General features: G+C 36.5%; 26 protein-coding genes and 1 pseudogene. 4 read left to right on the top strand and 23 right to left on the bottom strand.

The genetic code is table 11. The annotated features are described in order from the left end of the window. Window positions 1–111 precede the first annotated feature (111 nt). The 7 genes from FGK96_RS02390 to FGK96_RS02360 all read right to left on the bottom strand — a co-directional run bounded on the left by FGK96_RS02390 (window position 112) and on the right by FGK96_RS02360 (window position 6962). Window positions 112–1158 carry a D-alanine--D-alanine ligase gene (locus tag FGK96_RS02390; protein WP_138081005.1) on the bottom strand — a complete coding sequence of 349 codons (1047 nt, stop codon included), beginning with the start codon at window positions 1156–1158 and terminating at the stop codon, window positions 112–114. 124 nt (window positions 1159–1282) lie between these two features. Next, a complete protein-coding gene (gene recR / locus FGK96_RS02385) occupies window positions 1283–1879 on the bottom strand; it encodes a recombination mediator RecR (RefSeq protein WP_003085002.1) in 597 nt (198 codons plus the stop codon). An 11-nt stretch (window positions 1880–1890) separates the two neighbouring features. After that, on the bottom strand, window positions 1891–3966 hold the full coding sequence (pbp2b, locus tag FGK96_RS02380; RefSeq protein ID WP_420031109.1) for a penicillin-binding protein PBP2B: 2076 nt from the start codon (window positions 3964–3966) through the stop codon (window positions 1891–1893). A gap of 96 nt (window positions 3967–4062) precedes the next feature. Beyond that, complete coding sequence (locus FGK96_RS02375; protein WP_138081002.1) at window positions 4063–4824, bottom strand: formate/nitrite transporter family protein; 762 nt, start codon at window positions 4822–4824, stop codon at window positions 4063–4065. A 119-nt stretch (window positions 4825–4943) separates the two neighbouring features. After that, window positions 4944–5462 (bottom strand): hypothetical protein, encoded by a 519-nt coding sequence (locus FGK96_RS02370; RefSeq protein ID WP_138081000.1) that lies wholly within the window; start codon window positions 5460–5462, stop codon window positions 4944–4946. A gap of 71 nt (window positions 5463–5533) precedes the next feature. After that, a complete protein-coding gene (locus tag FGK96_RS02365) occupies window positions 5534–6052 on the bottom strand; it encodes a transcription repressor NadR (RefSeq protein WP_138080998.1) in 519 nt (172 codons plus the stop codon). A 214-nt stretch (window positions 6053–6266) separates the two neighbouring features. Further along, window positions 6267–6962 carry a phosphoglycerate mutase gene (locus FGK96_RS02360; RefSeq protein ID WP_138080996.1) on the bottom strand — a complete coding sequence of 232 codons (696 nt, stop codon included), beginning with the start codon at window positions 6960–6962 and terminating at the stop codon, window positions 6267–6269. Between the two features lie 116 nt (window positions 6963–7078). Between FGK96_RS02360 and FGK96_RS10635 the strand changes: the two genes are divergently transcribed. Beyond that, window positions 7079–7204 (top strand): hypothetical protein, encoded by a 126-nt coding sequence (locus tag FGK96_RS10635; protein WP_269472107.1) that lies wholly within the window; start codon window positions 7079–7081, stop codon window positions 7202–7204. Here the strand turns inward: FGK96_RS10635 and FGK96_RS02355 are convergent. Next, a complete protein-coding gene (locus tag FGK96_RS02355) occupies window positions 7197–7403 on the bottom strand; it encodes a hypothetical protein (RefSeq protein WP_138080994.1) in 207 nt (68 codons plus the stop codon). The two genes, FGK96_RS10635 and FGK96_RS02355, sit on opposite strands and share 8 nt — an antisense overlap. A gap of 72 nt (window positions 7404–7475) precedes the next feature. Beyond that, window positions 7476–9329, bottom strand: a complete 1854-nt coding sequence (locus FGK96_RS02350) for a heavy metal translocating P-type ATPase (RefSeq protein ID WP_138080992.1) — start codon at window positions 9327–9329, stop codon at window positions 7476–7478. 551 nt (window positions 9330–9880) lie between these two features. Here FGK96_RS02350 and FGK96_RS02345 point away from each other — a divergent pair. Beyond that, entirely contained in the window at window positions 9881–10225 is a 345-nt protein-coding gene (locus FGK96_RS02345; protein ID WP_138080991.1) for a hypothetical protein, read from the top strand. Between the two features lie 337 nt (window positions 10226–10562). Here the strand turns inward: FGK96_RS02345 and aphA are convergent, their stop codons facing one another. From aphA to FGK96_RS02275, 14 genes and pseudogenes are all read right to left on the bottom strand, one after another. Next, entirely contained in the window at window positions 10563–11300 is a 738-nt protein-coding gene (aphA, locus tag FGK96_RS02340; protein WP_138080989.1) for an acid phosphatase AphA, read from the bottom strand. Between the two features lie 302 nt (window positions 11301–11602). Continuing rightward, the gene (locus FGK96_RS02335; RefSeq protein WP_003084234.1) at window positions 11603–11878 is read right to left on the bottom strand and encodes an HU family DNA-binding protein; all 276 of its coding nucleotides are present in this window, start codon (window positions 11876–11878) and stop codon (window positions 11603–11605) included. A gap of 88 nt (window positions 11879–11966) precedes the next feature. Next, window positions 11967–12305: pseudogene (locus FGK96_RS02330) on the bottom strand (YpmS family protein); the annotation flags it as partial. 18 nt (window positions 12306–12323) lie between these two features. After that, window positions 12324–13166, bottom strand: a complete 843-nt coding sequence (locus tag FGK96_RS02325) for an SGNH/GDSL hydrolase family protein (RefSeq protein ID WP_138080987.1) — start codon at window positions 13164–13166, stop codon at window positions 12324–12326. Continuing rightward, window positions 13159–13998, bottom strand: coding sequence for a DegV family protein (locus FGK96_RS02320; protein ID WP_138080985.1), 840 nt, complete (start codon window positions 13996–13998; stop codon window positions 13159–13161). Before FGK96_RS02320 ends, FGK96_RS02325 begins: the two co-directional genes overlap by 8 nt. 137 nt (window positions 13999–14135) lie before the next feature. Further along, complete coding sequence (recN, locus tag FGK96_RS02315) at window positions 14136–15797, bottom strand: DNA repair protein RecN (protein ID WP_138080983.1); 1662 nt, start codon at window positions 15795–15797, stop codon at window positions 14136–14138. Between the two features lie 14 nt (window positions 15798–15811). Beyond that, window positions 15812–16285: an arginine repressor gene (locus FGK96_RS02310; RefSeq protein WP_138080981.1), complete on the bottom strand. Its 474-nt coding sequence runs from the start codon at window positions 16283–16285 to the stop codon at window positions 15812–15814. Continuing rightward, window positions 16272–17099 carry a TlyA family RNA methyltransferase gene (locus FGK96_RS02305; protein WP_138080978.1) on the bottom strand — a complete coding sequence of 276 codons (828 nt, stop codon included), beginning with the start codon at window positions 17097–17099 and terminating at the stop codon, window positions 16272–16274. The genes FGK96_RS02310 and FGK96_RS02305 overlap by 14 nt, the downstream gene beginning before the upstream one ends. Beyond that, window positions 17092–17961, bottom strand: a complete 870-nt coding sequence (locus FGK96_RS02300) for a polyprenyl synthetase family protein (RefSeq protein ID WP_138080976.1) — start codon at window positions 17959–17961, stop codon at window positions 17092–17094. The genes FGK96_RS02305 and FGK96_RS02300 overlap by 8 nt, the downstream gene beginning before the upstream one ends. Continuing rightward, on the bottom strand, window positions 17961–18179 hold the full coding sequence (locus tag FGK96_RS02295; protein ID WP_138080974.1) for an exodeoxyribonuclease VII small subunit: 219 nt from the start codon (window positions 18177–18179) through the stop codon (window positions 17961–17963). Before FGK96_RS02295 ends, FGK96_RS02300 begins: the two co-directional genes overlap by 1 nt. Further along, window positions 18154–19497 (bottom strand): exodeoxyribonuclease VII large subunit, encoded by a 1344-nt coding sequence (xseA, locus tag FGK96_RS02290; protein WP_138080972.1) that lies wholly within the window; start codon window positions 19495–19497, stop codon window positions 18154–18156. Before xseA ends, FGK96_RS02295 begins: the two co-directional genes overlap by 26 nt. A gap of 139 nt (window positions 19498–19636) precedes the next feature. Then, entirely contained in the window at window positions 19637–20476 is an 840-nt protein-coding gene (locus FGK96_RS02285; RefSeq protein ID WP_138080970.1) for an NAD(P)H-hydrate dehydratase, read from the bottom strand. After that, a complete protein-coding gene (locus FGK96_RS02280) occupies window positions 20473–21327 on the bottom strand; it encodes a bifunctional methylenetetrahydrofolate dehydrogenase/methenyltetrahydrofolate cyclohydrolase (RefSeq protein WP_138080968.1) in 855 nt (284 codons plus the stop codon). The genes FGK96_RS02285 and FGK96_RS02280 overlap by 4 nt, the downstream gene beginning before the upstream one ends. A 210-nt stretch (window positions 21328–21537) precedes the next feature. Continuing rightward, window positions 21538–21768, bottom strand: a complete 231-nt coding sequence (locus FGK96_RS02275; protein WP_003085121.1) for a DUF1797 family protein — start codon at window positions 21766–21768, stop codon at window positions 21538–21540. 278 nt (window positions 21769–22046) lie between these two features. Between FGK96_RS02275 and FGK96_RS02270 the strand changes: the two genes are divergently transcribed. Together FGK96_RS02270 and FGK96_RS02265 are read left to right on the top strand one after the other, a co-directional pair. Beyond that, window positions 22047–24341 (top strand): ATP-dependent Clp protease ATP-binding subunit, encoded by a 2295-nt coding sequence (locus tag FGK96_RS02270; protein ID WP_138080966.1) that lies wholly within the window; start codon window positions 22047–22049, stop codon window positions 24339–24341. A 112-nt stretch (window positions 24342–24453) separates the two neighbouring features. Beyond that, window positions 24454–24900: an NUDIX domain-containing protein gene (locus FGK96_RS02265; RefSeq protein ID WP_138080964.1), complete on the top strand. Its 447-nt coding sequence runs from the start codon at window positions 24454–24456 to the stop codon at window positions 24898–24900. Window positions 24901–24910: the final 10 nt, after the last annotated feature.

The raw sequence follows: 24910 nt of genomic DNA, 5'->3' as shown, positions 1-24910 counted from the left end.
AGTTCTTAAAATATCACTAAGGGTTATAGCTCTCAGGTCACTATAGCTGCCTTACAAAAATGATGTCAAATAAAAGAACAGAGTGTTGTCCCCACTTTGTTCTTTTGAGTATTAAATTAAATGACTTTCACGTTTTTCAAACATCTCGATTGCTAAAGTAACTAATTTTTCAATAAGCTCAGAATAAGAAAGTCCCATATTCTCCCATAGCAAGGGATACATGGACCATTGTGTAAAGCCTGGCATGGTATTCAGCTCATTTAAATAGATAGAGCCGTCTCTTGTTAAAAAGAAATCACAACGGGACAAGCCACAGCATCCTAGAGCTTTAAAAGCATTTTCCGCATAGAAGCGCATTTTATCAACAAGGTCTGTCTCAAGCTCTGCGGGAATTGCCATTGTAATTTTATTATCAATATATTTAGCCTGATAATCGTAAAAAGCTACCTCCTTAACCACCTCACCAGGAAGTGTTGATGCAATATCAGTATTGCCTAACAGACCAACTTCAATCTCACGCGCATCAACTCCTTGCTCAATTAAAATGCGACTATCATATTGTAAGGCTAGTTGGATAGCCTCTCTCAACTCAATTTCAGACTCGGCTTTTGAAATACCCACTGATGACCCCATATTCGCTGGTTTTACAAAAATGGGAAAATTTAATTTGGTCAGTGTTTCCTGGATACATTCTTCTAAGGAATTTCCTTCAATAAAAACATTGTAAGCAACCTGAGGGATTCCTGCTGATTCTAAAACTCGCTTAGTTGTAATTTTATCCATGGCAACACTTGAAGATAAGATATTTGTTCCAACATAGGGCATTTTAAGAACTTCTAGGAAGCCTTGGATAGAGCCATCTTCTCCCATTGGCCCATGCAATATAGGAAAGACAACAGCACCTTTTTCATAAATGTCACTTGCTTTAATTTGAGAATCTGCAATAATCGTTTGATTGGTCATTAATTTTTCAGTATCGGCTGGCTTTTGATTCCATTCTTGAGTTTTATAAAAATCACCAGATTGCGAAATGAAATAAGTTTTGACCAAGAAGCGGTCATAATTAATGGCTCTCATCACACTTTCTGCTGATAAAACTGAAACTTCACGCTCTGCAGAACGGCCACCGTATAACAAGACAAGTGTTTGTTTGGACATTTTCTTTTTCCTATCTGAATTAAATTTCTATTAATTATAACAAAAATTTGAAAGCATTTCAAAAGCAAATAGTCCCGAATAAAAAGAAAGGAGTTCCTACTTGAACTACCTTTTCTCTTCTATTTTATAACTCTGTACGATTTTCAATAGCCCTCAAAAGAGTTACTTCATCTGCATATTCAATATCTGAGCCTACTGCCAAACCTCTAGCCAGTCTAGTAACCTTAATTCCTGCTGGCTTTAGAATTCTTGAAATATACATTGAGGTTGCTTCACCATCTGCAGTGGCACTGGTAGCAATAATCACTTCCTGGACATCGCTATCCATAAGACGAGTAATAAGTGCTTTCAGATTAATATCATCTGGACCAACTCCATTCATGGGAGAAATCAAGCCGTGTAAAACATGATAGTAGCCATGATACTCTTGAATTTTCTCCATTGCAGAAACATCTTTAGACTCTTCAACCACCAAAATTTGACTCTTGTCGCGGCTTGGGTCCATACAAATAGAACATGGATCTTCATCTGTTAAATTACCACAAATTGAACAGTAGGTTAATTCACGTTTGGCCGCTAATAGATTTTTAGCAAAGTCATTAACATCATCATCACTCATACTGATAGTATAAAAAGCCAGTCTTGTAGCTGTCTTTACTCCAATACCAGGTAACTTTGAATAGGACTCAATTAATTTCGCTATAGGTGTTGGGTATAACACTCTGATCTCCTTTATGATTTTGCATTCATTGATAAGTATAAATTAATAATATCTCTTGCCATATATTGATGAGCTTTAGCTAAAGCGTCGCTGGTATGTGGATACATAATGGCTACTGCAATCTGTGGATCCTGACTAGGTCCATAAGCGACAACATTTAGATTAAAAGTAGCTACAGTACTGCCATTTTTATCTTTAGCATACGTTTCAGCAGTTCCCGTTTTACCACTAATAGTAACAGGGGAGCCAGCCATGTCTTTACCAGTAGCATAGGGACTACCACTATTAACAACTTGATAAAATCCATCCTGAATTATCGCCAGTTGCTCATTGTTTAGTTGAACCTGATTCAACTCTTTAGTTGCAATTGTCTGCTCAAGTTGACCAAGTCCCTTACTGCCATTATTGTGATAAACACCTTCAACCAAATGAGGAGCTACTCTTTTTCCTCCATTTGCAATTGTTGAAACATACTGCGCTAATTGCATAGCAGTATAGTTATCAAACTGTCCAAACGCTTCTGTGATAACATTTGAAACGGTATATTTGCTGGCCACATAACCGGTAGATTCACCAGGTAAATCAATACCAGTAGGTGCACCTAAACCAAAACTAGCATAAGCTTGGCGTAGTTCCTCCATTGTTTTTTTCATGCCATCACTGGTTAAGGACATCCCAACATGATAATCTTGTCCCATCATTTTCAGAGCAATCTGCACCATATAAGTATTTGAGGAATACTCCAAAGCCTGAATAGCTGAGATATTTTGTTGACCAAAAGTAAACCAAGAATTTATTGGCTTAGAATTTCCAAATTGAATTGGCTGATCTGTTAAAACTTGATTCCCAGAAATAGCTCCTGCTTGCCAACCAGCTGCTAAGGTAGCTCCCTTGACTACCGAACCTGGAGTAAAAACATTAGTAATAGTTCCTAGGGCATTCTTTTCCAATTGACCCGTTTCCAAATCTTGCGATAGTCCTGACATAGCCAGAACAGCGCCAGTCTTAGGATTCATAGCAACAGCATAAGCTCCTTCTGAGTACTTAGCTTTGCCTTGAGCTATCTCTGATTCAAAGTATTTTCTTATTATTTTATCGACACCATCTTGAAAATCTGTTGCAATAGTCAATTTCAAGTTTTTCCCATTTTCGCCTTTATGAGTGATTTTATCTGAGACAATTTTTCCCGATTTACTTGTTTTTATTTCCCGGACTTCATGTTGACCTTGTAATTGATTCTCATATTGTCGTTCAAGATAGGAGGTTCCTACCCGATCATTCAGAGCATAGCCTTTTTTTATATATTCTGCTGCTTCTTCTTGAGGCAGACCTGCTTCTCGACTGGAGACCTTCCCAATAATTGAATTTAAGCTGACATCTTCCACTTTACGATTCCAATCAGTTGTCACAGAAATTCCTGGTAGTTTTGCTTTATTGGCTACCAGATAAGCTATTTCTTGATCCGTTAAATCTGCGGTTTTTAGAGTTATCGTATTAAAACTGGCTACCGCATTCATTTGGTTAAAAATAGAAATAACTTTTTCTTCATCAGGAGAATAATTAAGGTCATCTTTACTGACAGAAGCTAAAGCGTTTCGGTAGATTTTTCCTTCAGTCAAGCTGTTACCATAGGTATCAAGTTTTTTATTCTTCGGTAATTTTTTAACCACTTTGGCATAAACTTTAGGATCCGCTAGATAGTAATCCTTCTTAGCACGTAGACTAACTTTAACATCAGTATATCTCACATAATCAGCTAAGTCTTTAGCTAATATTCTTAGGTCATTTGCTGAAGCATCAGGATTTCTTGTAAATGAAATAACTTCTTTTATCTCATTACCAACTAATAATTTTCCTTTTTGGTCAAAAATCATTCCCCGTGGCGTTGAACTTTTAACTTTGTAAACAGTTGAGGACTTAAGCTTTGCATCATAAAAAGCCTTATCTTGAATTTGCATTTGTGCTAGACGCAAGATTAAAACCACAAAAAGAAAAACAATAATAGAAAATAAAAGGTTTATCCGACGAGGTATGCTTGCTTTTTTCTTAATAACAACTAATAATTTAGACTCTTTTTTGATGACAATACCCCCTTTTAAACTTCGCATTCTATTTTATCATAAATTATAAAAAGAAGACTGAGAATGAAGTTCTCAGTCAAGATTTTTTTATAATTTATGATATTAGTGGTGGTAAAATGCTTTGTAATAGAAAAGACTGACGAAGACTGCCCCACCTACAATATTACCAGCATAAACTAGAGTAAAGTTTTGTAAAAATGCTAACCAGGTTGCCCCATTTTCAAATATAGCTGCAGGTATAATAAAGGCATTAGCCACACTATGCTGAAAACCTAAAGCAACAAAAGTCATCACTGGAAACCAAATACTTAGCAATTTTCCGCTGGCATCACTAGCACCATAGTTTAACCATAGAGCAAGTCCGACAAACCAGTTACAGCCAATACCAGATACAAAGGCTTGTAAGGGACTGGCAAGAATTTTTGCTTGTGCGACGTGAATAACCTCTTCTTTAAAGACTCCACTTGAGGTTAAGCCGAGAAAATGACCAAAAACGTAGGCAACAAAGATAGCACCAATGATGTTAAAAAAGGTTATGATTAACCAATTGTGTAGGAGTTTTTTAAAAGATATTTTTTTAGCAAAAAAGCTAGCTGATACAGCCATCATGTTTCCAGTAATCAATTCACCACCGGCCATCAGGATAATAATTAGCCCAATAGGAAAGGCACATGCCCCTAAAATACTTGAAAAAGCACCGAAAGTTTCTAAGCCACTAGCAGCAATTCTGACGTACAAGAGGTAGCCTAGACTAATCATAGCTCCTCCAATAAATCCTAAAATCGCTTTTGCAAGAAAAGGCTTTTCAACTTTGCGCTGGCCAATAGCAATTGTAGTTTGGATAATCTCTTCTGGACTCTTCATGGTTACCTCTTTTGTTATAGTCTTCACAATTCTTTTTCTAGTATACCAATTTTCAAAAAAAATGCAAGCCCTTGCAACAAGGACTTGACGATTGATATGTAAGATATTTTCTGTGGTCTTTATTTATGTGTTAAGCGATTCCAAATCCAGTAGGCTAAATAAAAATCAACTAAACCATGAATGACAGTTCCTAGACCAACAAGCCCTAATATGGACCAAATATAGGAAAGTTCTGTATGAGGAGTCATTGTCATTAAAAGGACCACAAAAAATTCTGCAGCTCCATGAATGATATTAATCACTATCGCAAAAGGTAAAGCTTTAAGGGGACTTTGTAAGGTTGTGGGCTTCTTACTTAGATAGAGAGCGGCTACTGCTACAAAAATAAGATGTGAGAGTGCTCTCATAACGATAACAATTGGAAAACCGGCTAAAAAGAACCCTAGTGTTGTTCCGAGTGCAACAAATAACCCCACTGGTAGAGAAATAAATGTGGCGATAAAAAGAGGAACATGGCTCGCTAGAGTATAGGAAGCTGGACCAATTACAATTTTAACAGGCATAATCATAGGAATCAGTATTCCAAATGCAACTAATATTGATGCGTAAGCAATTGTTTGAGTAGGTTTCTTTGTCATAATAATCTCCTTTTGTTTAAAAGAATTATAAAACAAAACATTACAGGTGTCAAGACACCTGTAATGTTTTGTTAATCGTGATAAAGAATACCGACTGATGACAACTCTTCTTTAATTTTTTCAAAGCTTCTCTGATCTGGACAAGATACCAAATGACTATGCAGTCCATTGGTTAGTGAGGACAAGAGTTCTGCATGCGAATTGTCAACCTTAGTCATAAAATCAAGAATATCTTGCTGACTTTTAATATTGAGAGGAGCAGTTAGCATACCATAGAGAGGATGTTCTACCTCCACCGTTGAAACAATACCACCGTTAGCTACAATAATTGATAACTCTTGAAAAGTCTGATCATTTTGGTGCTGACAAACTAATCTCGCCGTGTAATCACTTGAATAAAGCGATTGGCGCATAATATAGCCCTTAGGAGTTGAAATAATATCATTTTGCAAAGCTCTCAGTAAGGCAATATCACCTACAATAAGCTGCCTGCTGACTTGTAGTTGCTTAGCTAGCTTATTAGCTGAACATGGCTCTTGATTAGCTTCAAGAATTTCTAAAATGGTTTTTCGACGCTCTTCTGCTTTCATAGGGACACCTCTCCATTACTTATTAAAGTCTATCTTACCATAAAATTTTAAGCTAGCCTATGCCTTATCTTATAACAAAGTCCTACAAAAATATAATCTAAAATGAGACTCTCTGCTAGCAAAAAGATGCCAAGAAGAGTGTTCTTGAGGTCAAAAAGTTCAAATAACCTAACTTGTTTGAACACAAAAAGCCCTCACAGTGAGGGCTGTCAGATTACTGACCACCAAGGTAGTATTCAGCAGTCAAGTTTAATTTCTCATCAAATTCAAAAACTAGTGGTGGGAAATTAGGAATTTCAACATCCATGATTTCATCATCATTTAATTGCTTGATATGTTTAACCAAGGCACGGATGGAGTTACCGTGAGCACCAATGAAAACATTTTTACCATCTACTAAAGCTGGTGCAATTTTGTCTTCCCAGAAAGGAAGCGCACGTTCTAAGGTTACCTTTAAGTTTTCAGCATCTGGAATAACGGAGTTATCTAAATGTGCATAACGACGGTCAGTATGTGCTGAATGCTCATCGTCTTTAGCCATATCTGGAGGCAAGACATCATATGAACGACGCCAGATATGAACTTGCTCATCACCAAATTGTTCTGCAGCTTCTGCTTTGTTTTTACCAGTTAAACCACCATAGTGACGTTCGTTTAAACGCCAAGATTTTTCAGTTGGTACCCACAATTGGTCTGAATATTCAAGAGCAAGATTAGTTGTTTTGATAGCACGTTTAAGAACTGAGGTGAAGGCAAGATCAAATTCGATACCAGCTTCTTTGATTAATCTACCTGCATCAATAGCTTGTTGTGTTCCTTTTTCTGAAAGATCAACATCAGCCCAACCTGTGAAAAGGTTAGCTTTATTCCATTCTGACTCACCGTGGCGAGCGAAAACCAATTTAACCATTAGTTAATTCTCCTTTTATTTAAGGTTTATCACCTTTTTACAACCTCTATTTTACAAAAAATGACATAAAAAAGCTAGTCTATTCCAGATAAAATTGAAAACAGGAGATGTAAACTATGAAAACGTTTCAAAAACAGCCGGGTGGTAAACTCCTTTTTAATAATACTAGTCTGTTGGTACACAGAAAAAGACAAGCATCAAGTCTGATACTCGCCCTTATCCTAAGAGACTCTCTTATCTAAAATAATCTCTTTTATATTTTTCAGCAGAGTTAATTTTTTGATTTCCTCTTTTTAAATAATAGGTTTTGGGATCTTTTTTATTTTTTCTGCTCTTATTTTTTGGTAAAAATCTCTCTGATAGGACAATAAAAATAATGACTTTTACAATTGAGAAAATGGCTAATCCTATTATAACAGCTTCGATTCCTAATTTTATCATGTGTTCTACTTTCTATACAAATCTCCTAATACTAGTATAAACACTTTCAAAGTAAGAATCAAGTTTCCTAATTTATTTAAAAGACAATAAGCGTAAACCATTCAAAATGACAAGAATCGTGGCCCCCTCATGACCGACAACACCCAGTGGTAAATTTACAACTTGGAAAACATTAGCCAGTATCAGTAAACTAATAACAGAAAGAGCAAAAATAATATTTTGTTTCACTATCCTTTTCATTTTTTTCGACAATTTGATTGAAAATGGAATTCTCATTAAATCTTCCATAATAACACTATCAGCACTTTCCATTGCAATATCCGTTCCTGAACCAATAGCGTAAGATACATCCGCCTGGGCTAACGCTGGCGCATCATTAATACCATCACCAACCATGGCCACAAAGCCATACCTTTCTTTAATTTTAGCAAGGTTAGTAACTTTATCTTGTGGCATACAATTAGCAACTACTTCATCAATACCCAATTTTTTAGCTACATAACAGGCTGTTCTTTCTTGATCACCTGTTAACATGACAGTCTTAATATCTAACGCATGCAACATCTTAATAGCTTTTAGAGACTCTTCCTTAATGTCATCAAGTAAAGTATAATAAGCCATTAACTCGCCTTCTCGGCTGACAAATATAAGTGTTTTACCCTGATTCTCTAACTTTTCAATCTCAGGCTCAATATGCTCAATGTGGGTTACTCTTTCCAATACAAAAGATTTCTTTCCGATACGCCATTCTTGACCGTTACTTGTCACCATAAATCCTTTACCAGAAATTTCCTCTGCTTGAATAGGACTGAGACGGATACCTTCACCAATGTAGTCCAATAAAGCCTGTGAGATAGGGTGGATGGACTTTTCCTCCGCTGCTTTCACAATTGTGTCGATTTCTGATTTATTACCAACATAATAGCTATCTACGACTGAAGGTTTGCCTTGAGTCAAGGTTCCGGTTTTATCCATAACCACTGCCTTAATATCACCCATTTTATCGACAATATCACCGCCCTTGATGACTAAACCTTTTCTAGCAGCTCGGCTAATAGCTGATAGGCTTGCTGGTGTTGAGGAAGCTATCAAAGCACAAGGAGAAGCTACTGTCAGCAGAACCATCCCCCGATAAAAAGAATCCAACCAAGACCAACCAAGAGCCAAGTGACAGAATAGGATAAATAGTGGTACTAAGAGAAGGACTGCTTTTACATAATGGTCTTCCAAGCTTTCAATGAAAGTTGTTGTTCGACTTTTTTGAGTTTGAGCAGATTCTACTAAATTGACAATTTTAGCAAATAAAGTGTCCTCATTCTCTACAGTCACTATCATTTCAATAGTCTGACCTTCGTTAATGGTACCCCCAATTAAAGATTCCTTATAAGTTTTCTCAACAGTGATGGACTCACCCGTAATCATCGATTCATCAAATTGACCAAAACCACTTTGTAACTCGCCATCAATTGGAACAGACTCACCTTTTCGTACTTGCAGTTTATCACCAACTTTTAAAGATTTAGTTTCAATCTCTTCAATACTACCATCTTCCCGAATTCTACGTGCTGTGTCAGGCGTAAGATTCATCAATGCTGAAATAGCATGTTTACTTTTTTCCATGGCCATTTCTTCCAATGTACTGGAAAGGGAGAAAATGAAAATCAATAAAGCTCCTTCTAACCAGTAACCGATAATACCTGCACCTACTGCTGCTAGAATCATTAAAATATCAACAGTCAAATGCTTTTCAACAAATAACTCATGAAGACCCTCTTTTGCAGATTCATACCCACCAATCAAAAAAGCTATTATGAAAAATACTGAGGCTAAACTAGCATGTGCTCCTAAAAGTAGTAAACCTACTAAAATCAATAATAAGCAAATAAGTGTTTCCATTAAACGAATGTGCATTTTAATCCAAGTCATTTCTCTTCCTCCAGGCTAGAAATTTTCTAACTATTTAACTTACCTTAATTATAATTATTCTAAATAAAAAAGTCAAGTTATTTAGAATAATTCTAAACAACTTGACTAGCTAAGTAATTTTAAAAAATATCTTTAGCAAAATTAGGAATGATAAGAGGTAAAAAAACTTATCATTAACTGGCAGATAATATTATCTTTTGTTACGACAAAATTAAAAACACTTCGTTTTATATACCAGTTTTTACACTAATTGATAAGTCTATTTCTTTTTCATGCCTAACATACAGTTTTCTAGATAAAAAATAAGACCTGCTTTGCAGCAGGGCTTAACCTTTTCTCTAAAGTAAAAATAAAAAGCTAGAAAATGTCGATCATAAACAGGTATAACATTCATTTTTAGGTCAAAAATTTTTAATTTAAAAATAATTTGCTTCAAATATATTACAAAATAATTTGACAAAAAAGAGAGTTATGGATTAAAATAAACTTGTGATAGTTTTCTATCACATAAATTAACGGTATACCTAACCAAAAATGGAGGAAACTTTTTTATGAAACTAATTTGCAAAAAATTTGCAATGTCTACAATCGCTGCTTTAGCATTAGCTGCAGCATGCCTTACTGCTTCAACTCAAATTGTCAACGCAGATCAAGTTGGAAATGTAAACACTGAAATTCGTTCAGACGTGAAAGATAACAACCGTCAAGTACTAGTAGACTTCTTAACTCAAAAAGGAATTGATGAAGAAGACGCTGAGTTATACTTAGATCTTAGTGAAGAACAAGATTTCAGCAAACTTTTAGAAAAGTTGAAGTCTAAAGCAGATGATGAAATCAAATCTGAAGTGGAAGAATTTCTTAACCAATTTGCACCACAACAAGTATACTTTAACTAATTAAGACTCCTTAAATAAGACAAAAAGCCGCTCTTAGACCGATAGGGCGGCTTTTCTTTTTGTCTAGCTACGATACTCTATTAGGAGCAGGTGACATGATTGATGAACCCTGTTAAATTGAGAAAGAGAATTCTAAGAGCTTGTTAGCATTATCAAAACTTAATAAGATAAGAATCTTTAAATGAGATTATTTTTCTCTTTTTAAGCTGATACAATTTCATGAATATTGCCGAGCGGAAATTTCATTGCTCTAAGAGCTAATAAGCGATAAGCTCTTCCTCTTTAAATTACGAAATATCTCTGATGGAAATTTGCTACAATTTGAGTAACAAAATGATTAATAAGCCGAATTTTCTAAAACTTCTTCCCCATATCCTCCAGCCTGTGGTAGTGGTAAGTTTGTAGAATTAGGTGCTCTTAAAATTCTAATGGGTCTAGCACCAGCTTCTCTTGCTGCATGAATATCCTCATCACTATCACCATAGTGGATTTCTGAGCCGTATTTCTTAATATAATATGATTTGTCATACTTATAAGATTTCATAGCTTTATCTCCGGTATAATGAATAGCAATTGGTTTGTCTAACTTAAAGTCTTTGGCTAATGCTTTCGCTGTTTTATCAACTTCACCCTCTTTATACATCGAACCTCTAGTTCTCCCTGTGATAAAGACAATTTTATCTCCTCGTTTTTGATGCATTGCAATTAATTTCTTTGCATATTCTTTAGGAATAGAATCTTGATCTCCTCGTTTTGCAACGAGATCCCAAAATTTTTGTTTATGAAGAAAGTCAAAAGATCCTGGAGTGACATACTCTTTTCCATACTGAAAATATTGGCTACTAAAAAGTAATGTGTCATCAATATCAAAGCTTACAGTGGTTTTCTTCTTACCATCTAGACTTTTTTGAATAGCTTCAATAGAAACAGTCTTCACTTTATCCTTAGCATCTTGAGAAAGTGCAGTCACACCTTCTTGTGTATAAGCTACTTTGGGTCCACTCGCTTTAACTACTGTGGATGACGTTGCAATAATCCCCAAAATCAAAAGACTACTCATTAACCTTCTCTTCATAAGAACCTCCCAAATATTAACAGATAAATTATAAGGGGCATTACTCCCTTAGCTAATATACCAAAATAAACCCAGTTTTGCAAACGCTACCAAAATAACCGACCTATCTTAAATTCTATCCTTTAAACTTACTAGTTGAAGAAAAGATGATATCTGATTCAACACTAGGAGAAATATACTTTATAATATATTAGAAACCAAGAAAAATACACAAGGTTAATAATGACTAATCATCTTCTCTCGACAAAAAAATCCTTATCAGCATCAAGAAAACCTGATGTGATAAGGATTTTTAAGTAAAATTATTTAACTGCGTCTTTAAGAGCTTTACCTGCTTTGAAAGCTGGTACTTTTGATGCAGCGATTTCAATTTCTGCACCAGTTTGTGGGTTACGGCCTTTACGAGCTGCACGTTCACGCACTTCAAAGTTACCAAAACCGATTAATTGAACTTTTTCACCTTTAGAAAGGAAGCCTTCAATTGCAGCAAATACTGCGTCAACAGCTGCCGCTGAATCTTTTTTAGTAAGGTCAGTTGCTTCTGCAACTTTTGCGATTAAATCTTGTTTGTTAGCCATTTAACAAATCCTCCAATTAATTAATAAGCAATATGCTTTAACAGTTACAATGATATCTAAAAAAAGCTTATAGGTCAAGTATTTAACGTTATTTTGACGATTTCTTGTAAATATCAAAACTTATTTTGTCGTTAATTAAGTCAAGCTTTTTAGCCTTTAGAAAAAGTGGAGTATTACTTCTAATTTTGCTAAGGTCAATCATTAAAGATGATTTTTTAGCATTAACAGTTACAAAGTTTGGTAACTCATAACTCGATTTTACATATTGTAATACTTCTGACTCTGGCAAAGGTAAGGTTCCAGCAGAAATTGATGAAACTTGCAGTTGGACGTTGCCATTAGCTAAGGCAATCGGCTGAAAGTAGACATAGAGAGGAACTTCATAACCTAAAAGCTTGTACTTGCCTTCAAAAATAATAGAAGGAGAAAAGCCCATTTCCACCAATTAATGTTTGAGTTTCTTTTCATGTTTTTTGATTGCCTCCAATACAGCGTCGGACATTATCTGATAACCAATGTTATTAGGATGAAAATGATCACCTGCATATAATACATCATTTAGAACACTTTTCTTATCACCTTCTGAATGAATAATTCCTTCTTTCCCATCAATCCCCTTATAGAGTTGATCGTTAATAGGAACGAAATGAACATGTTTAAATTGGGATAAGGTTATCTTTGTTCTGTGATTCCAATTATCCACTACATCTTGCATTTTTGTTATTTCTGGAAAATTTAAATAAAAGGGATTATAAATACCTAAAACATAGATACGAATATCTTTATTAGCTTTTTTAGCTAACGTGATAATCTGACTTAATCTTTCTTGATACTCTATCATTGGTTGGTCAAAAGTTTCTATCTCAAGATGAGATAAGTGTTTTCGAATAACAGCCATCACATCATTCCCCCCTACAGTGAGAGTCATGATTTGAGCTTTTTTTAGGTCAGATTTAAGTGCTTCATCGCTCTGCATGCGTTTTACTATTTGCTGGCTTGTATTACCAGAAATACCGTAGTTTTGAGCATTTACAGTAACGTGATAGTGTGACTCTAAATCTTTGGATAAGAGGGGAATAAAGCCACCTTGATTAGTAGAGTCACCTACCCCTTCTGTCAGAGAATCCCCAATGGCAATATAATTAATATGAACTTTTTCTTGATTTAAAAAATCACTGGCCTTTAATTGTGACCGTGATTTTGGTATAAGTAAATTTAAAGCAAGGGAAAAAATCAGGAAGGCTATGACAAAACAGAGACTTCCTTTTAGTAAATCTTTTTTACTCATATCTAATCATAACGGCGAAGGCGCCTTCTCCTGTATGAGTCTGAATGATAGAACCCGTTTCTTGTACAGATACCTCTCCCTTGTAAAAAGGTCTAATCCTCTCTAAAAGCTGGTCTGCTAGTTCCCTATCACCAGCATAAGAAATAGCAAGTTCTGCAATTGGCTTTTTAGCTATCTCTTGCATATGATTTTCCAACCATTTAAAAAAGGTTTTATTTCCTCGTCCTTTTGCAATTGGTTGCAATTGATCAGGTATTAACTTCATTAAAAGGCGAATATTCAATAAGCTACTAATCGCTCCTGTAACACGACCAATTCTGCCACCCTTTACTAGATTTTCTAATGTGGATACGCCAATATAGAGTCTCGTTTTTTCTTTAACTTCTTCAACCTTAGCTAGTATTTCAGATAAAGAAGCTCCATCTTGGGCCAACTTAGCCGCAGCAAGGACTTGGAATTTTAGTGCTTGATCCGTAAAAGATGAATCTAGAACATGGACTGGAGCACCAGCAATCTCAGCTCCTTGTCGTGACGCTTCAATCGTTCCTGATAGGATTGGATTTAAATGAATAGCAACAATCTCACTAGCACCCTGTGCAACCAATTTCTCATAGTAGTCCGCAAACAGGCCTACCGGCGGTTGACTGGTTTTTGGCAAATGTTTGCTAGCTTTCATTAACTTGAGGAATTGTCCTTCTTCTTTTAAATCATTATCAGAATAAAGCTTCCCATCAATCATCACAGAAAGAGGTACGACAGTTATATCATATTTATCAATTAGGTCTTGCTCTATTGTGATTGATGAATCTGTAACAATCTTAATATTTCCCATAGTTGTTTCCATTCTATTACTAGTCTATTTCTTAATATTTTAGCATTGATTGACAAATAAATCAAAGCACTCCTGCTTAAGCATAGGTTACAAAAAGAAAATAATTGCTAGTACTTTTTTCTTATTCAATTTCACCATCACTTTTTCTGTAATAAATCCCGTGCTTGTTGGCGTGCTGTTTCTGTTATATCATTACCCGCAATCATCTTAGCAATTTCCTCCACACGTTGGTCATCGTCTAATAAGCTTGCTTTTGACACTGTGATATCAGCCTTGCTTTCTTTAGAAATATAATACTGATAATCTGCAATGGCAATAACTTGCGGTAAATGTGAAATGGCAAGTACTTGACTATTCTTTCCAATTTTATAAATTTTTTGAGCAATAGCCTGCGCAACACGTCCAGAAACTCCCGTATCGACCTCGTCAAAGACAATACTCGTTTTGTCTTCCTTACTTGAAATAGCTGCCTTGATGGCTAACATCAACCGTGATAATTCACCACCTGAAGCCACTTTAACTAAGGGCTTAAAGCCTTCACCGGGGTTTGTTGAAATATAAAACTCAACCATTTCATTACCATTTCGGTTAAACTTTGAAGGAGTTAAACGCACTTCAAAGTTAGCTTTATCCATATATAAATCTTTTAGCTGCTGTTTGATGTCTGTTTCTAATTGATGCGCCAGTTTATGTCGCTCCTGACTTAAAATATGAGCTTGGTCGATTAAATCTTTTTCTACTTTTTTGAGTTGTATCTCTAGCTCTTCATCTGAACTTTCACTGCCTGTCAAAAGCTGATATTCTTTTTCAATATTACTGTAGTAATCTAAGAGATCATCGACATTTCCACCATATTTTCGTGTCAAGCTGTTAATTTGATCCAAACGACTATCTAGTTCTAGGAGTCGACCTGCATCAAAATCTAAATTATCTACAGTATCTGATAACATTTTATTAACATCTTCCAAAATATAGTAAGCTTCCGTAATATTGCTTGCCATTAATTTATAGTCTGGATCAAATGTTTCTATCGCTAAAAGATCATTCATAGCATAACGGATATTGGAAAGACTAGACAGCTCCTCGTTGTCGAGAAGAACTGCTGCATTTGCTAGAGTATCAGCGATTTGTTTATGATTCAAAAGCCACTGCCTCTCCGATTGAATAGAAACGTCTTCACCTTTTTGCAAACCGACTGCCTCAATTTCAGCCATTTGAAATGCCAACATATCAATGCGTTCCTTATGATCACGTGCATTCTTTTGTTTTTCAATGACCTTTTTGCGAAGCTTTTTGTAATTGTCAAAAATCTCTTGATAGGCTACTTTTTGGTTTTGAAATGTTGGATCGCCAAAGGCATCTAAAATTGCTAAATGGTGAGCAGACCTCATCAATTCTTCTTGATCATGTTGGCCATGGATATCAACTAAAAATTGGCCTACTTCTTTTAATGTGGAGAGATTAACCATCTGACCGTTAATACGACTGACACTACGTCCGTTAGCAAAAATATCTCGGCGAATGATCAATTCATCCTGAACATCAATACCATTTGCTTCTAGTAACGCCATCAACTCAGCCTTATGTTCAATGGAAAAGAAGCCCTCAATCTCAGCCTTTGGAGCGCCATGTCTAATCACATCAATACTAGCACGCGCCCCTAACATCATATTCATAGCATCAATGATGATAGACTTACCCGCTCCAGTTTCACCTGTAAGAACAGTCATTCCATTGTCAAAACTTAGGGAAATTTCTTCAATAATGGCGAAATTTTTAATCGAAATTTCTAAAAGCATTCTTAGCCCTCTCTTTACGATGATTTATTAGTTACCCATCTTGACACTTCATTTCTGATATAATCAGCATCACCCTCTGTTTTTGCTAACAAAAGAATACTGTCATCATCTTCGATGACACCAAAGATGCGCTCTGCAAAATCAGTATAGAGATAACGTTTCATTACCATGGCATTTCCAGGTACCACCTTAAGATACAGATGTTGCTTTAAGTCCTGATTTTTTTCTGAAATGGATAAAATACTACTCCGAATGGACAAAGGGCGTTGTGTAATCTTTTTACCACGATCTTGAGAAAGACCATAAATATATGGACCTGAACCAGAAGGTATTTTCACAATCCCAATCTCATTCATATCTCTGGAAATAGTCGCTTGGGTAAGTTCTAAGCCTTGTTCTTTAAGCAAAGCTAATAACTCATGTTGAGTTTCAATATCATGCGATAAAACAATCTTTTTAATTAAATCTAAACGTTCACTTTTCTTCATGTCTGTCAAATTCCTTATGTGCTTTTTCAACAAGAGACATAATCTCTGTTTCGTCAACAAAAATCTCTTGTGAGCCCTTTTGCAAATGTATCAAAAATTCAATATTGCCATGGCCACCTTGAACTGGTGAAAAATCTAAGCCTTTAATCATAAATCCGAATTTGGTTGCAAAGGCGACGACTTCTTTAATGACTTTTTGGTGGACATTTTTGTCCTTGACAATACCATTTTTACCAACCAAATCCCGACCTGCCTCAAATTGTGGCTTAATTAGGGCAACAACCTGGCCATTATCAACTAAAATGTCATGAAGGGCTGGTAAAATCAAACTTAAGGAGATAAATGAAACGTCGATACTTGCAAAAGTAGGTTGCCCCTCTTGAAAATCAGCAAGTTGTGCATAACGAAAATTATACTGCTCCATGCTTCTGACACGAGGGTCCTGTCTAAGTTTCCAAACCAATTGGTTGGTCCCTACATCAACAGCATAAACCAATTGAGCTCCAGCTTGAAGCATGACATCAGTAAAGCCTCCAGTGGAAGCACCAATATCAATTGTGATTTTATCAGCCACAGAAATGGCAAAAACCTCTAATGCTTTTTCAAGTTTTAACCCACCACGACTGACGTATTTTAATTTTTCGCCTTTTAACTTAAGTTCAGTTGTTTCATCAATCTTCTCACCTGGCTTATCATAGCGTTGACCATTTAATACAGCCACAACTAGTCCTGCCATAACTCCTCGTTTAGCCTGCTCTCTAGTATCAAATAGGCCCTGTTTATAGGCTAAGACATCAACTCTCTCTTTAGGCATGCAAGCGTAACCTTTCTATCAAGCGAATAATATTTTCAGGCTTAAAAACAACTTTATTTCGTAAAGATTCTAAAGTTGCAATACTTTGATCAATATCTTCATTCAAGATACGATAAGATTCTTCTAAACCTAGTAGTCGCGGATAGGTCATTTTTTCTGCCACTAAATCTTTCTGGGGTGTTTTTCCCAAATCAGTGAAATCAGCGGTAACATCTAAGATGTCATCCCTAACTTGAAAAGCATGACCAACCTTTTGACCAGCCTGATAAATCTCCAGAAGAATCTGCTCATCCACTTCTGCTATTTTAGCTGCTGCCCAAAAAGGATAGGCCAGCAAACAGCCCGTTTTATGGCTATGAATCTCTTGCAACTCTGCTAAAGTTAGCTCTTGCCCTTCCGCTTTCATATCAAGCATTTGACCGCCAACCATACCAAAAGTTCCTGATGAATTCGAAAGAGATTCTATTAAATCAACCTTTATATTAGCTGACAAATTTGTCCCAGCAATTAAAGCAAAGGCATCCAAAAAGAGACTATCACCAGCTAGTATAGCCGTTGCTTCATCAAATTTTTTATGATTTGTAAGGCAACCACGACGATAGTCATCATTATCCATAGCTGGGAGATCATCATGGATCAAACTTCCAGTATGAATCATTTCAAGAGCAGCTGCGATATCATAATGACTGTCAGTTAAAGGCACTGAAAGAGCCTCTAATAGTTCTAATAGGAGGAGGGGCCTAATCCTTTTACCACCAGATTCCGTAGAATAACTAATCGCCGCTATAAGTTGTTCAGACACAGCTTGCTTCCCTTGATAAAAGCGGGTGATTGCCAGATTAATTTTGTCTACTTTATTCATTAGGCGTCAATCTCAACTTCTGTTCCATCGTTTTGCATGACTTTAACCAAGGTTTTCTCAGCATCTTGCAACGTTTTTTGTAGACCTTTTGAAAGAATCATTCCTTTTTGAAATTCTGTTAAAGCCTCCTCTAGGGGAACATCTCCGTTTTCAAGTTTTGTAACAATAGCTTCTAGTTCTTGTAAACCTTCTTCAAATGTTTGTTTTTTGCTTGACATTTTTTACCTCTACTTCTATTTGTCCATCTTGTAGTTCAAGGTCTAAAGCATCGCCTATTGCAATATTTGCAACTGACGATATAACCTCTTCATCTTTTCGTAAAATCCCATAGCCTCTAGCAATGATTCTTTCAGTGTCTAGAGCTAACAGAGTATCCTGAGCTTTTTCAAATCGGGCCAAAGAATAATCATAGCGTTTTTGCATATTGATTTGTAACCACTGATTAAGGTAATTAACTTTTTCTTGATAACGACTCAACTTAGTAACTATATCTAAGGCCTGAAGACGATGCCTTAGGGAGACCTCTAGACGTTGGGTTTCAGACAGTTTTTGCTTAATCTGATAGTTCATCTGAGATTGGAGACGATCAATCTTTTGTAAAAAACTATCATAAAGACGCTCAGGCTGCCTAAATATAACAGATTGTGACAGCTTGGCTAACCGATCTTCTTTTAGCTTCAACAAGCGTAGATTAGCTTGATAAGCTCTATTTTGTTGTTCACTTATCCAAGAAATAATATCAGCTTTAGTGACAGGAGTGGCTAGCTCAGCCGCTGCTGTCGGTGTAGCTGCTCGCCGATCAGCTACAAAATCGGCCAAGGTAATATCTGTCTCATGACCAACGCTTGAGATGATGGGCAGGCGTGATTCAAAAATAGCTTGAACTACTATCTCTTCGTTGAAGGCCCAAAGATCTTCAATAGAACCTCCCCCACGACCAACAATTAACAAATCCAAATCTGTTCTTTGGTTTGCAAGGGCAATATTGGCCACTACTTCTTCTGCTGCCCCACTTCCTTGAACTTTAGTCGGAAACAAAAGGATATCGACACCAGAAAAGCGCCGAGATACCGTGGTAATAATATCTCTGATAACTGCCCCACTTGGACTCGTTACAACTCCGATTTTTTTAGCAAATTGAGGTAGAGCTTGTTTGTGGTTGTCATTAAAGTAACCTTCTTTACTTAGTTTAGCTTTTAACTGTTCAAACTGAAGGGCTAGGGCTCCGACACCATCTGGGTCTACCTTTTCAATAATAATGGAATAGCTCCCTGAAGGTTCGTAAAGTTGCACACGGCCAACAATATTTACTTTCATCCCTTCTTCTAAATCAAAACCCAATTTCTTGTAGACGCCGCCCCAAATAGTCGCTTGAATGACTGCTCCTTCATCCTTCAAAGAAAAGTATTGATGGTTAGGTCTTTTTCTAAAATTCGAAACCTGACCTGTCAGATAAACCCGTTCTAAATAGGGATCACGATCAAACTTCAATTTAAGGTATTTGGTTAATTGACTAACACTTAAATAATCAGACATCAGGTTTCCTTTCTTTTTTGTTAAAGGCAAAAACGCCACTTTACAAAAGCAATTATACCATTTTTTCACTTAAAAAGTCTGCTCTAAGCACGAAAAAAGGAGCCTGTAGCTCCTAGTCATTAGTTCTCACAAAAGAAGGTTAATTCTGACACCATTTTTTCATCCAATAGGGTATTTGCTCACAAATAGTAGTTGGCAATACCACATAGTTATCCCTAGCTAGTTGGTCTGCAATATAAGAATGCAAGTAAGTTGCCGCAGCTAATCTTTCAACTAGACTAACATTTTGAAATTGACCAGCAAAGCCAGCTATCATACCTGCTAGCGTATCGCCCATACCTGCCGTTGCTTGGTAAGGGCCCCCAATACCTATTTGAAAGATCTGATCTTGATAGAAAATACTCGTAGCGTGACTTTTTGCAACTAGTATAGTGCTATCAGGAAAACGACTTAAAGCTTCTTGGGTAGTCTGCAAGTTCTGTTTTTCAATTGCTAACCCTGATAAACGTTCCCATTCTTTTTCGTGAGGGGTTAAAACAAGATTCTGACCTTTTTTAACTTGGTCTTTTCTTTTTGCTATGAGGTTTAGAGCAGAGCCATCTAGGATTAAAATCTGCTCCTCTGACACCTGCGCCATAACGGAATCAAATAGGGTCTCAGCTTTGCTATTCTCCGAAAGTCCGGGTCCGATAAGAATAACATCCGCAGTCCGTATATGTTGTAAGAATAGGGCTTTGTCATCGACTGAAAAGGCCATCGCTTCTGGTAATTGAGCGTGAAGTGGACTAATGTTATCTTTTTCAGTAGCCACAGTTACTAAGCCAGCACCACTATAAACAGCCGCTTTTGCAGCCATGATGATCGCTCCACCATAAGGAGAGAGCCCCCCAACTAAGAGTAATCGACCATAATCTCCCTTATGGCTTGCTCTTTTCCTTTTGGTAATCACTTGCTTTAAAAATTCCTGCGATAATTTCATTTGCTAACACTTCTTAGAGCGGACTGATAAGTTTGCTCTAGCAACATCGTAATGGTCATTGGTCCTACGCCTCCTGGTACCGGCGTGATATAACTTGCCTTTTGGGACACTTGTTCAAAGACTACATCTCCTATTAGTTTACCATTATCATCACGATTCATGCCGACATCAATAACTACGGCTCCTTCTTTGATAAATTCTTCTGTCACAAAATGACCTTGTCCAATAGCTACAATCAGGATATCAGCCTGTCTTGCGACTTCTGCTAAATGCCGTGTCCGTGAATGAGTTAAAGTCACTGTGGCATTTTTGTCAAGTAATAACTGTGCCATCGGCTTACCAACGATATTTGAACGCCCAATAATCACTGCATGCTTTCCTTCTAAATCAATACCGTAATCGCTAAACATCTCCATAATACCAGCCGGGGTGCAAGGAACCATTAGAGGTCGACCAGACCAAAGATGGCCGGTATTCATAGGATGAAAACCGTCCACATCTTTTTTAGGATCAATTTCGAGAATAATCTTTTTGTCATTAATATGACTTGGTAAGGGAAGCTGAACTAATATGCCATGGATCGTATCGTCTTGATTAAATTGATGAATAATAGCAATTAACTCTTCTTGACAAATTGATTCTGACAAACGTACTGTCTCACTCTTAAAACCTGCCGCAATGGCTGATTTTTCTTTATTTCGGACATAAACTTGACTTGCTGGATTATCACCTACAAGAATTACAACTAAGCCTGGAACAATTCCATGTTCCCTTTTTAAATCGTTTACTTTTTCGGCTAATTTATTTTGCATTTTTTGGCCCAATGCTTTACCATCGATGATTGTAACCATTACTTACTTCCTTTTTCTATTTTCTCTTTATTATACCAAAAAGATTAGTAAAGGTTCTTTGTTTTTAATAGCAAACCTTCTAACGGAATAAACAACTATGGTCATATCTAAATGAAAAGAATAAATATAACCTTTTTAAATAAAAATACATTTTAAGTAAAAATAAAAAACTTATTGAAAAATAAGCTTTCTATCCATGCTCCCGCAAAATCAATATAATAAATCGTAAATTTCCATTGCAATTAAATCAATACTATCAAATGAGTATGATTCACGCGCTTCCACATCACGTAATGTAAAAACGGGACCGCTTTCTGGATCATTTGCAAAAGATACCTCAGCAACTACAACACCATCACGTTCAAAATTTCTTTTTAAATTGCCACCATCATTGACCATCAATTCAAGGCGATTAATGATTCTCACTAAATGTGATTCCATGTCTTTTCTCCTATTCGTTTGTTATCCCCTTTATTCTATCATAAAAATAAATAAACCAACACAAAAAGAACTAATTTTATCAGTTTTTTCACAAACTTTAGGCCAAAATTGACCTATTTACTCTTTTGTAACCCATAACTATCACTCTATAAATACAAGTGCCAAATTTTGAACTTTTTGCTTGATTTCCAACCTAAGGGTGCTATAATAAGACTATGAAGTTTGACCATTATTGACTAAATGGTTTTCTTTTGAACAAAAGCCCCAGGAGGTATTTTATGCTTTGTCAAAACTGTAAATTAAACGAAGCCTCTATTCACCTATATGCTAACGTGAATGGGAAGCAAAGACAAATCGACCTTTGTCAAAACTGTTATCAAATTATAAAAACTGATGCAAACAACTCGATTTGGGGCGGGTTGCGTTCTAAACCCCAAGATCAAAAAGATTCTTTAAATCCTTTATTTGATGATTTCTTTGGTGATCTCAATAACTTTAGAGCTTTTGGTGACTTACCAAATACGCCTCCAACCCAAACTGGTCGACAAAATGGTAATGGCGGGGCTGGCGGAGGCAACAACCGCAATGGACAAGGAGCAATTTCTGGCCAAAACGCAAGACAGACTCAAAGAGAACCCGGTCTCCTTGAAGAGTTTGGGATTAATGTGACCGATATCGCAAGAAATGGTGATATTGATCCTGTTATTGGTCGCGATGAAGAGATTCTTCGCGTCATTGAAATTTTAAATCGACGAACTAAGAATAACCCTGTCTTGATTGGTGAGCCAGGCGTTGGTAAAACTGCAGTTGTAGAAGGCTTAGCTCAGAAAATCGTTGATGGCAGTGTTCCTCATAAACTTCAACATAAAGAGGTTATTCGCTTAGACGTGGTTAGTCTAGTTCAAGGAACTGGTATTCGTGGACAATTTGAAGAACGTATGCAAAAATTAATGGAAGAGATTCGTAACCGTCAAGATGTTATTCTCTTCATTGATGAGATTCATGAAATAGTTGGTGCTGGTACTGCAGGAGATGGCAATATGGATGCTGGCAATATCTTAAAACCAGCCTTAGCTCGTGGTGAGTTACAGCTGGTTGGTGCCACTACACTCAATGAATACCGCATCATCGAAAAAGATGCAGCCTTAGAACGTCGGATGCAACCTGTTAAGGTCGATGAGCCTTCTGTGGAAGAAACCATTACCATCCTTAAAGGTATTCAAGCCAAATACGAAGACTACCATCATGTCAAATACAGTCAAGATGCCATTGAAGCAGCCGCTAATTTATCGAATCGTTATATCCAAGACCGATTCTTACCGGATAAAGCTATTGACCTACTTGATGAAGCTGGCTCAAAAATGAATTTAACTCTTAATTTCGTTGATCCTAAAGAAATTGATAAACGTTTAGTGGAAGCCGAAAATTTAAAAGCGCAAGCCACTCGTGATGAAGATTTTGAACGCGCAGCTTATTTTCGCGACCAAATCGCTAAGTACAAGGAGCTCCAAAACCAAAAGTTAGACGATCAAGATACTCCTATCATTACTGAAAAGACTATTGAAGCAATTGTTGAACAAAAAACCAATATTCCTGTTGGTGATCTCAAAGAGAAAGAACAGTCTCAATTAGTTAATCTATCAGATGATTTGAAGGCTCATGTAATTGGTCAAGATGCTGCTGTTGATAAAATTGCTAAAGCTATTCGTCGTAATCGTGTCGGTTTAGGTAGTCCAAATCGACCAATTGGATCTTTCCTCTTTGTAGGTCCGACTGGGGTAGGGAAAACGGAATTATCTAAACAATTAGCTATTGAACTCTTTGGCTCAGCCGATAATATGATTCGCTTTGACATGTCTGAATATATGGAAAAACACGCTGTTGCTAAGCTAGTGGGGGCTCCTCCAGGATATGTGGGGTATGAAGAAGCTGGTCAATTAACAGAAAAAGTCAGACGAAATCCCTATTCACTGATATTATTAGACGAAGTTGAAAAAGCTCACCCTGATGTTATGCATATGTTTCTGCAAGTTTTAGATGACGGTAGGCTTACTGATGGACAAGGGCGGACAGTCAGCTTTAAGGATACTATTATCATCATGACATCAAATGCAGGTACCAGCAAAGCTGAAGCCTCTGTTGGTTTTGGTGCATCCCGCGAAGGACGTACTAATTCTGTTTTAGGTGAGTTAAGCAATTACTTCAGTCCAGAATTTATGAACCGTTTTGATGGCATCATTGAATTCCAAGCATTAAGTAAAGACAATTTATTACATATCGTTGACTTAATGTTAGCCGATGTCAATACACGCTTAGCATATAATAATATTCACCTTGATGTTACAGATAAGGTAAAAGAAAAATTAGTTGATCTCGGCTATGATGCTAAGATGGGTGCTCGTCCACTTAGAAGAACAATTCAAGATTATATTGAAGACGCTATCACTGACTACTATCTTGAAAACCCTACTGAGAAAGAGCTGAAAGCCATATTGACTAGTAATGGCAATATAGTTATCAAAAGCGCCAAGAAACTTACTAGAACACAACCTATTCCTCAGCAAAAGGACTAATATATCAGAGTGCTAAAAATAGCACTCTTTTTATTAATTTTTGATCAAAAATACACATTTTAATAAGTTAAATCAATTAATTTTTAGTATAATAGTAAAAAGGAGGGAGCTTATGACAGTCCCAGTTTTCGGCGAAAAAAGTGATCAAAAAAACTATCAGACACGTTATGGTGTTTATGCAATTATTCCCAACCAAGAAGATGACAGAATTATTTTAGTACAAGCCCCGAATGGTTCTTGGTTCTTACCTGGTGGTGAAATAGAATATGGCGAAGATCATGCTACAGCTCTTGAAAGGGAGTTATTGGAGGAACTTGGTTTCTCAGCAGAAATAGGCTACTATTATGGGCAAGCAGATGAGTATTTCTACTCTCGCCATCGCGATACCTACTATCATAATCCAGCCCACCTCTATGAAGTAACGGACTATCACAGGGTATGTGATCCCTTAGAAGACTTTAATAATCTAGCATGGTTTCCAGTTGAAGAAGCCATTGACCTCTTAAAAAGAGGGAGTCACAAATGGGGCGTTCTAGAATGGCAAAAACACCACCATTAGTTCTTGTACT

The sequence above is a fragment of the Streptococcus porcinus genome (assembly GCF_901542335.1).
Classification (GTDB): Bacteria; Bacillota; Bacilli; order Lactobacillales; family Streptococcaceae; genus Streptococcus; species Streptococcus porcinus_A.
The sequence above is the reverse complement of the archived record's forward strand: the minus strand, read 5'-3'. Positions and strand labels throughout refer to the sequence as shown.

Bases quoted from the DNA above. Each gene is read 5' to 3' on its own strand.
- FGK96_RS02390 (WP_138081005.1), bottom strand. From the start codon at position 1,158: ATGTCCAAACAAACACTTGTCTTGTTATACGGTGGCCGTTCTGCAGAG.
- FGK96_RS02375 (WP_138081002.1), bottom strand. From the start codon at position 4,824: ATGAAGAGTCCAGAAGAGATTATCCAAACTACAATTGCTATTGGCCAG.
- FGK96_RS02370 (WP_138081000.1), bottom strand. From the start codon at position 5,462: ATGACAAAGAAACCTACTCAAACAATTGCTTACGCATCAATATTAGTT.
- FGK96_RS02365 (WP_138080998.1), bottom strand. From the start codon at position 6,052: ATGAAAGCAGAAGAGCGTCGAAAAACCATTTTAGAAATTCTTGAAGCT.
- FGK96_RS02360 (WP_138080996.1), bottom strand. From the start codon at position 6,962: ATGGTTAAATTGGTTTTCGCTCGCCACGGTGAGTCAGAATGGAATAAA.
- FGK96_RS10635 (WP_269472107.1), top strand. From the start codon at position 7,079: ATGAAAACGTTTCAAAAACAGCCGGGTGGTAAACTCCTTTTTAATAAT.
- FGK96_RS02355 (WP_138080994.1), bottom strand. From the start codon at position 7,403: ATGATAAAATTAGGAATCGAAGCTGTTATAATAGGATTAGCCATTTTC.
- FGK96_RS02350 (WP_138080992.1), bottom strand. From the start codon at position 9,329: ATGACTTGGATTAAAATGCACATTCGTTTAATGGAAACACTTATTTGC.
- FGK96_RS02345 (WP_138080991.1), top strand. From the start codon at position 9,881: ATGAAACTAATTTGCAAAAAATTTGCAATGTCTACAATCGCTGCTTTA.
- aphA (WP_138080989.1), bottom strand. From the start codon at position 11,300: ATGAAGAGAAGGTTAATGAGTAGTCTTTTGATTTTGGGGATTATTGCA.
- FGK96_RS02335 (WP_003084234.1), bottom strand. From the start codon at position 11,878: ATGGCTAACAAACAAGATTTAATCGCAAAAGTTGCAGAAGCAACTGAC.
- FGK96_RS02325 (WP_138080987.1), bottom strand. From the start codon at position 13,166: ATGAGTAAAAAAGATTTACTAAAAGGAAGTCTCTGTTTTGTCATAGCC.
- FGK96_RS02320 (WP_138080985.1), bottom strand. From the start codon at position 13,998: ATGGGAAATATTAAGATTGTTACAGATTCATCAATCACAATAGAGCAA.
- recN (WP_138080983.1), bottom strand. From the start codon at position 15,797: ATGCTTTTAGAAATTTCGATTAAAAATTTCGCCATTATTGAAGAAATT.
- FGK96_RS02310 (WP_138080981.1), bottom strand. From the start codon at position 16,285: ATGAAGAAAAGTGAACGTTTAGATTTAATTAAAAAGATTGTTTTATCG.
- FGK96_RS02305 (WP_138080978.1), bottom strand. From the start codon at position 17,099: ATGCCTAAAGAGAGAGTTGATGTCTTAGCCTATAAACAGGGCCTATTT.
- FGK96_RS02300 (WP_138080976.1), bottom strand. From the start codon at position 17,961: ATGAATAAAGTAGACAAAATTAATCTGGCAATCACCCGCTTTTATCAA.
- FGK96_RS02295 (WP_138080974.1), bottom strand. From the start codon at position 18,179: ATGTCAAGCAAAAAACAAACATTTGAAGAAGGTTTACAAGAACTAGAA.
- xseA (WP_138080972.1), bottom strand. From the start codon at position 19,497: ATGTCTGATTATTTAAGTGTTAGTCAATTAACCAAATACCTTAAATTG.
- FGK96_RS02285 (WP_138080970.1), bottom strand. From the start codon at position 20,476: ATGAAATTATCGCAGGAATTTTTAAAGCAAGTGATTACCAAAAGGAAA.
- FGK96_RS02280 (WP_138080968.1), bottom strand. From the start codon at position 21,327: ATGGTTACAATCATCGATGGTAAAGCATTGGGCCAAAAAATGCAAAAT.
- FGK96_RS02275 (WP_003085121.1), bottom strand. From the start codon at position 21,768: ATGGAATCACATTTAGTGAGAATCATTAATCGCCTTGAATTGATGGTC.
- FGK96_RS02270 (WP_138080966.1), top strand. From the start codon at position 22,047: ATGCTTTGTCAAAACTGTAAATTAAACGAAGCCTCTATTCACCTATAT.
- FGK96_RS02265 (WP_138080964.1), top strand. From the start codon at position 24,454: ATGACAGTCCCAGTTTTCGGCGAAAAAAGTGATCAAAAAAACTATCAG.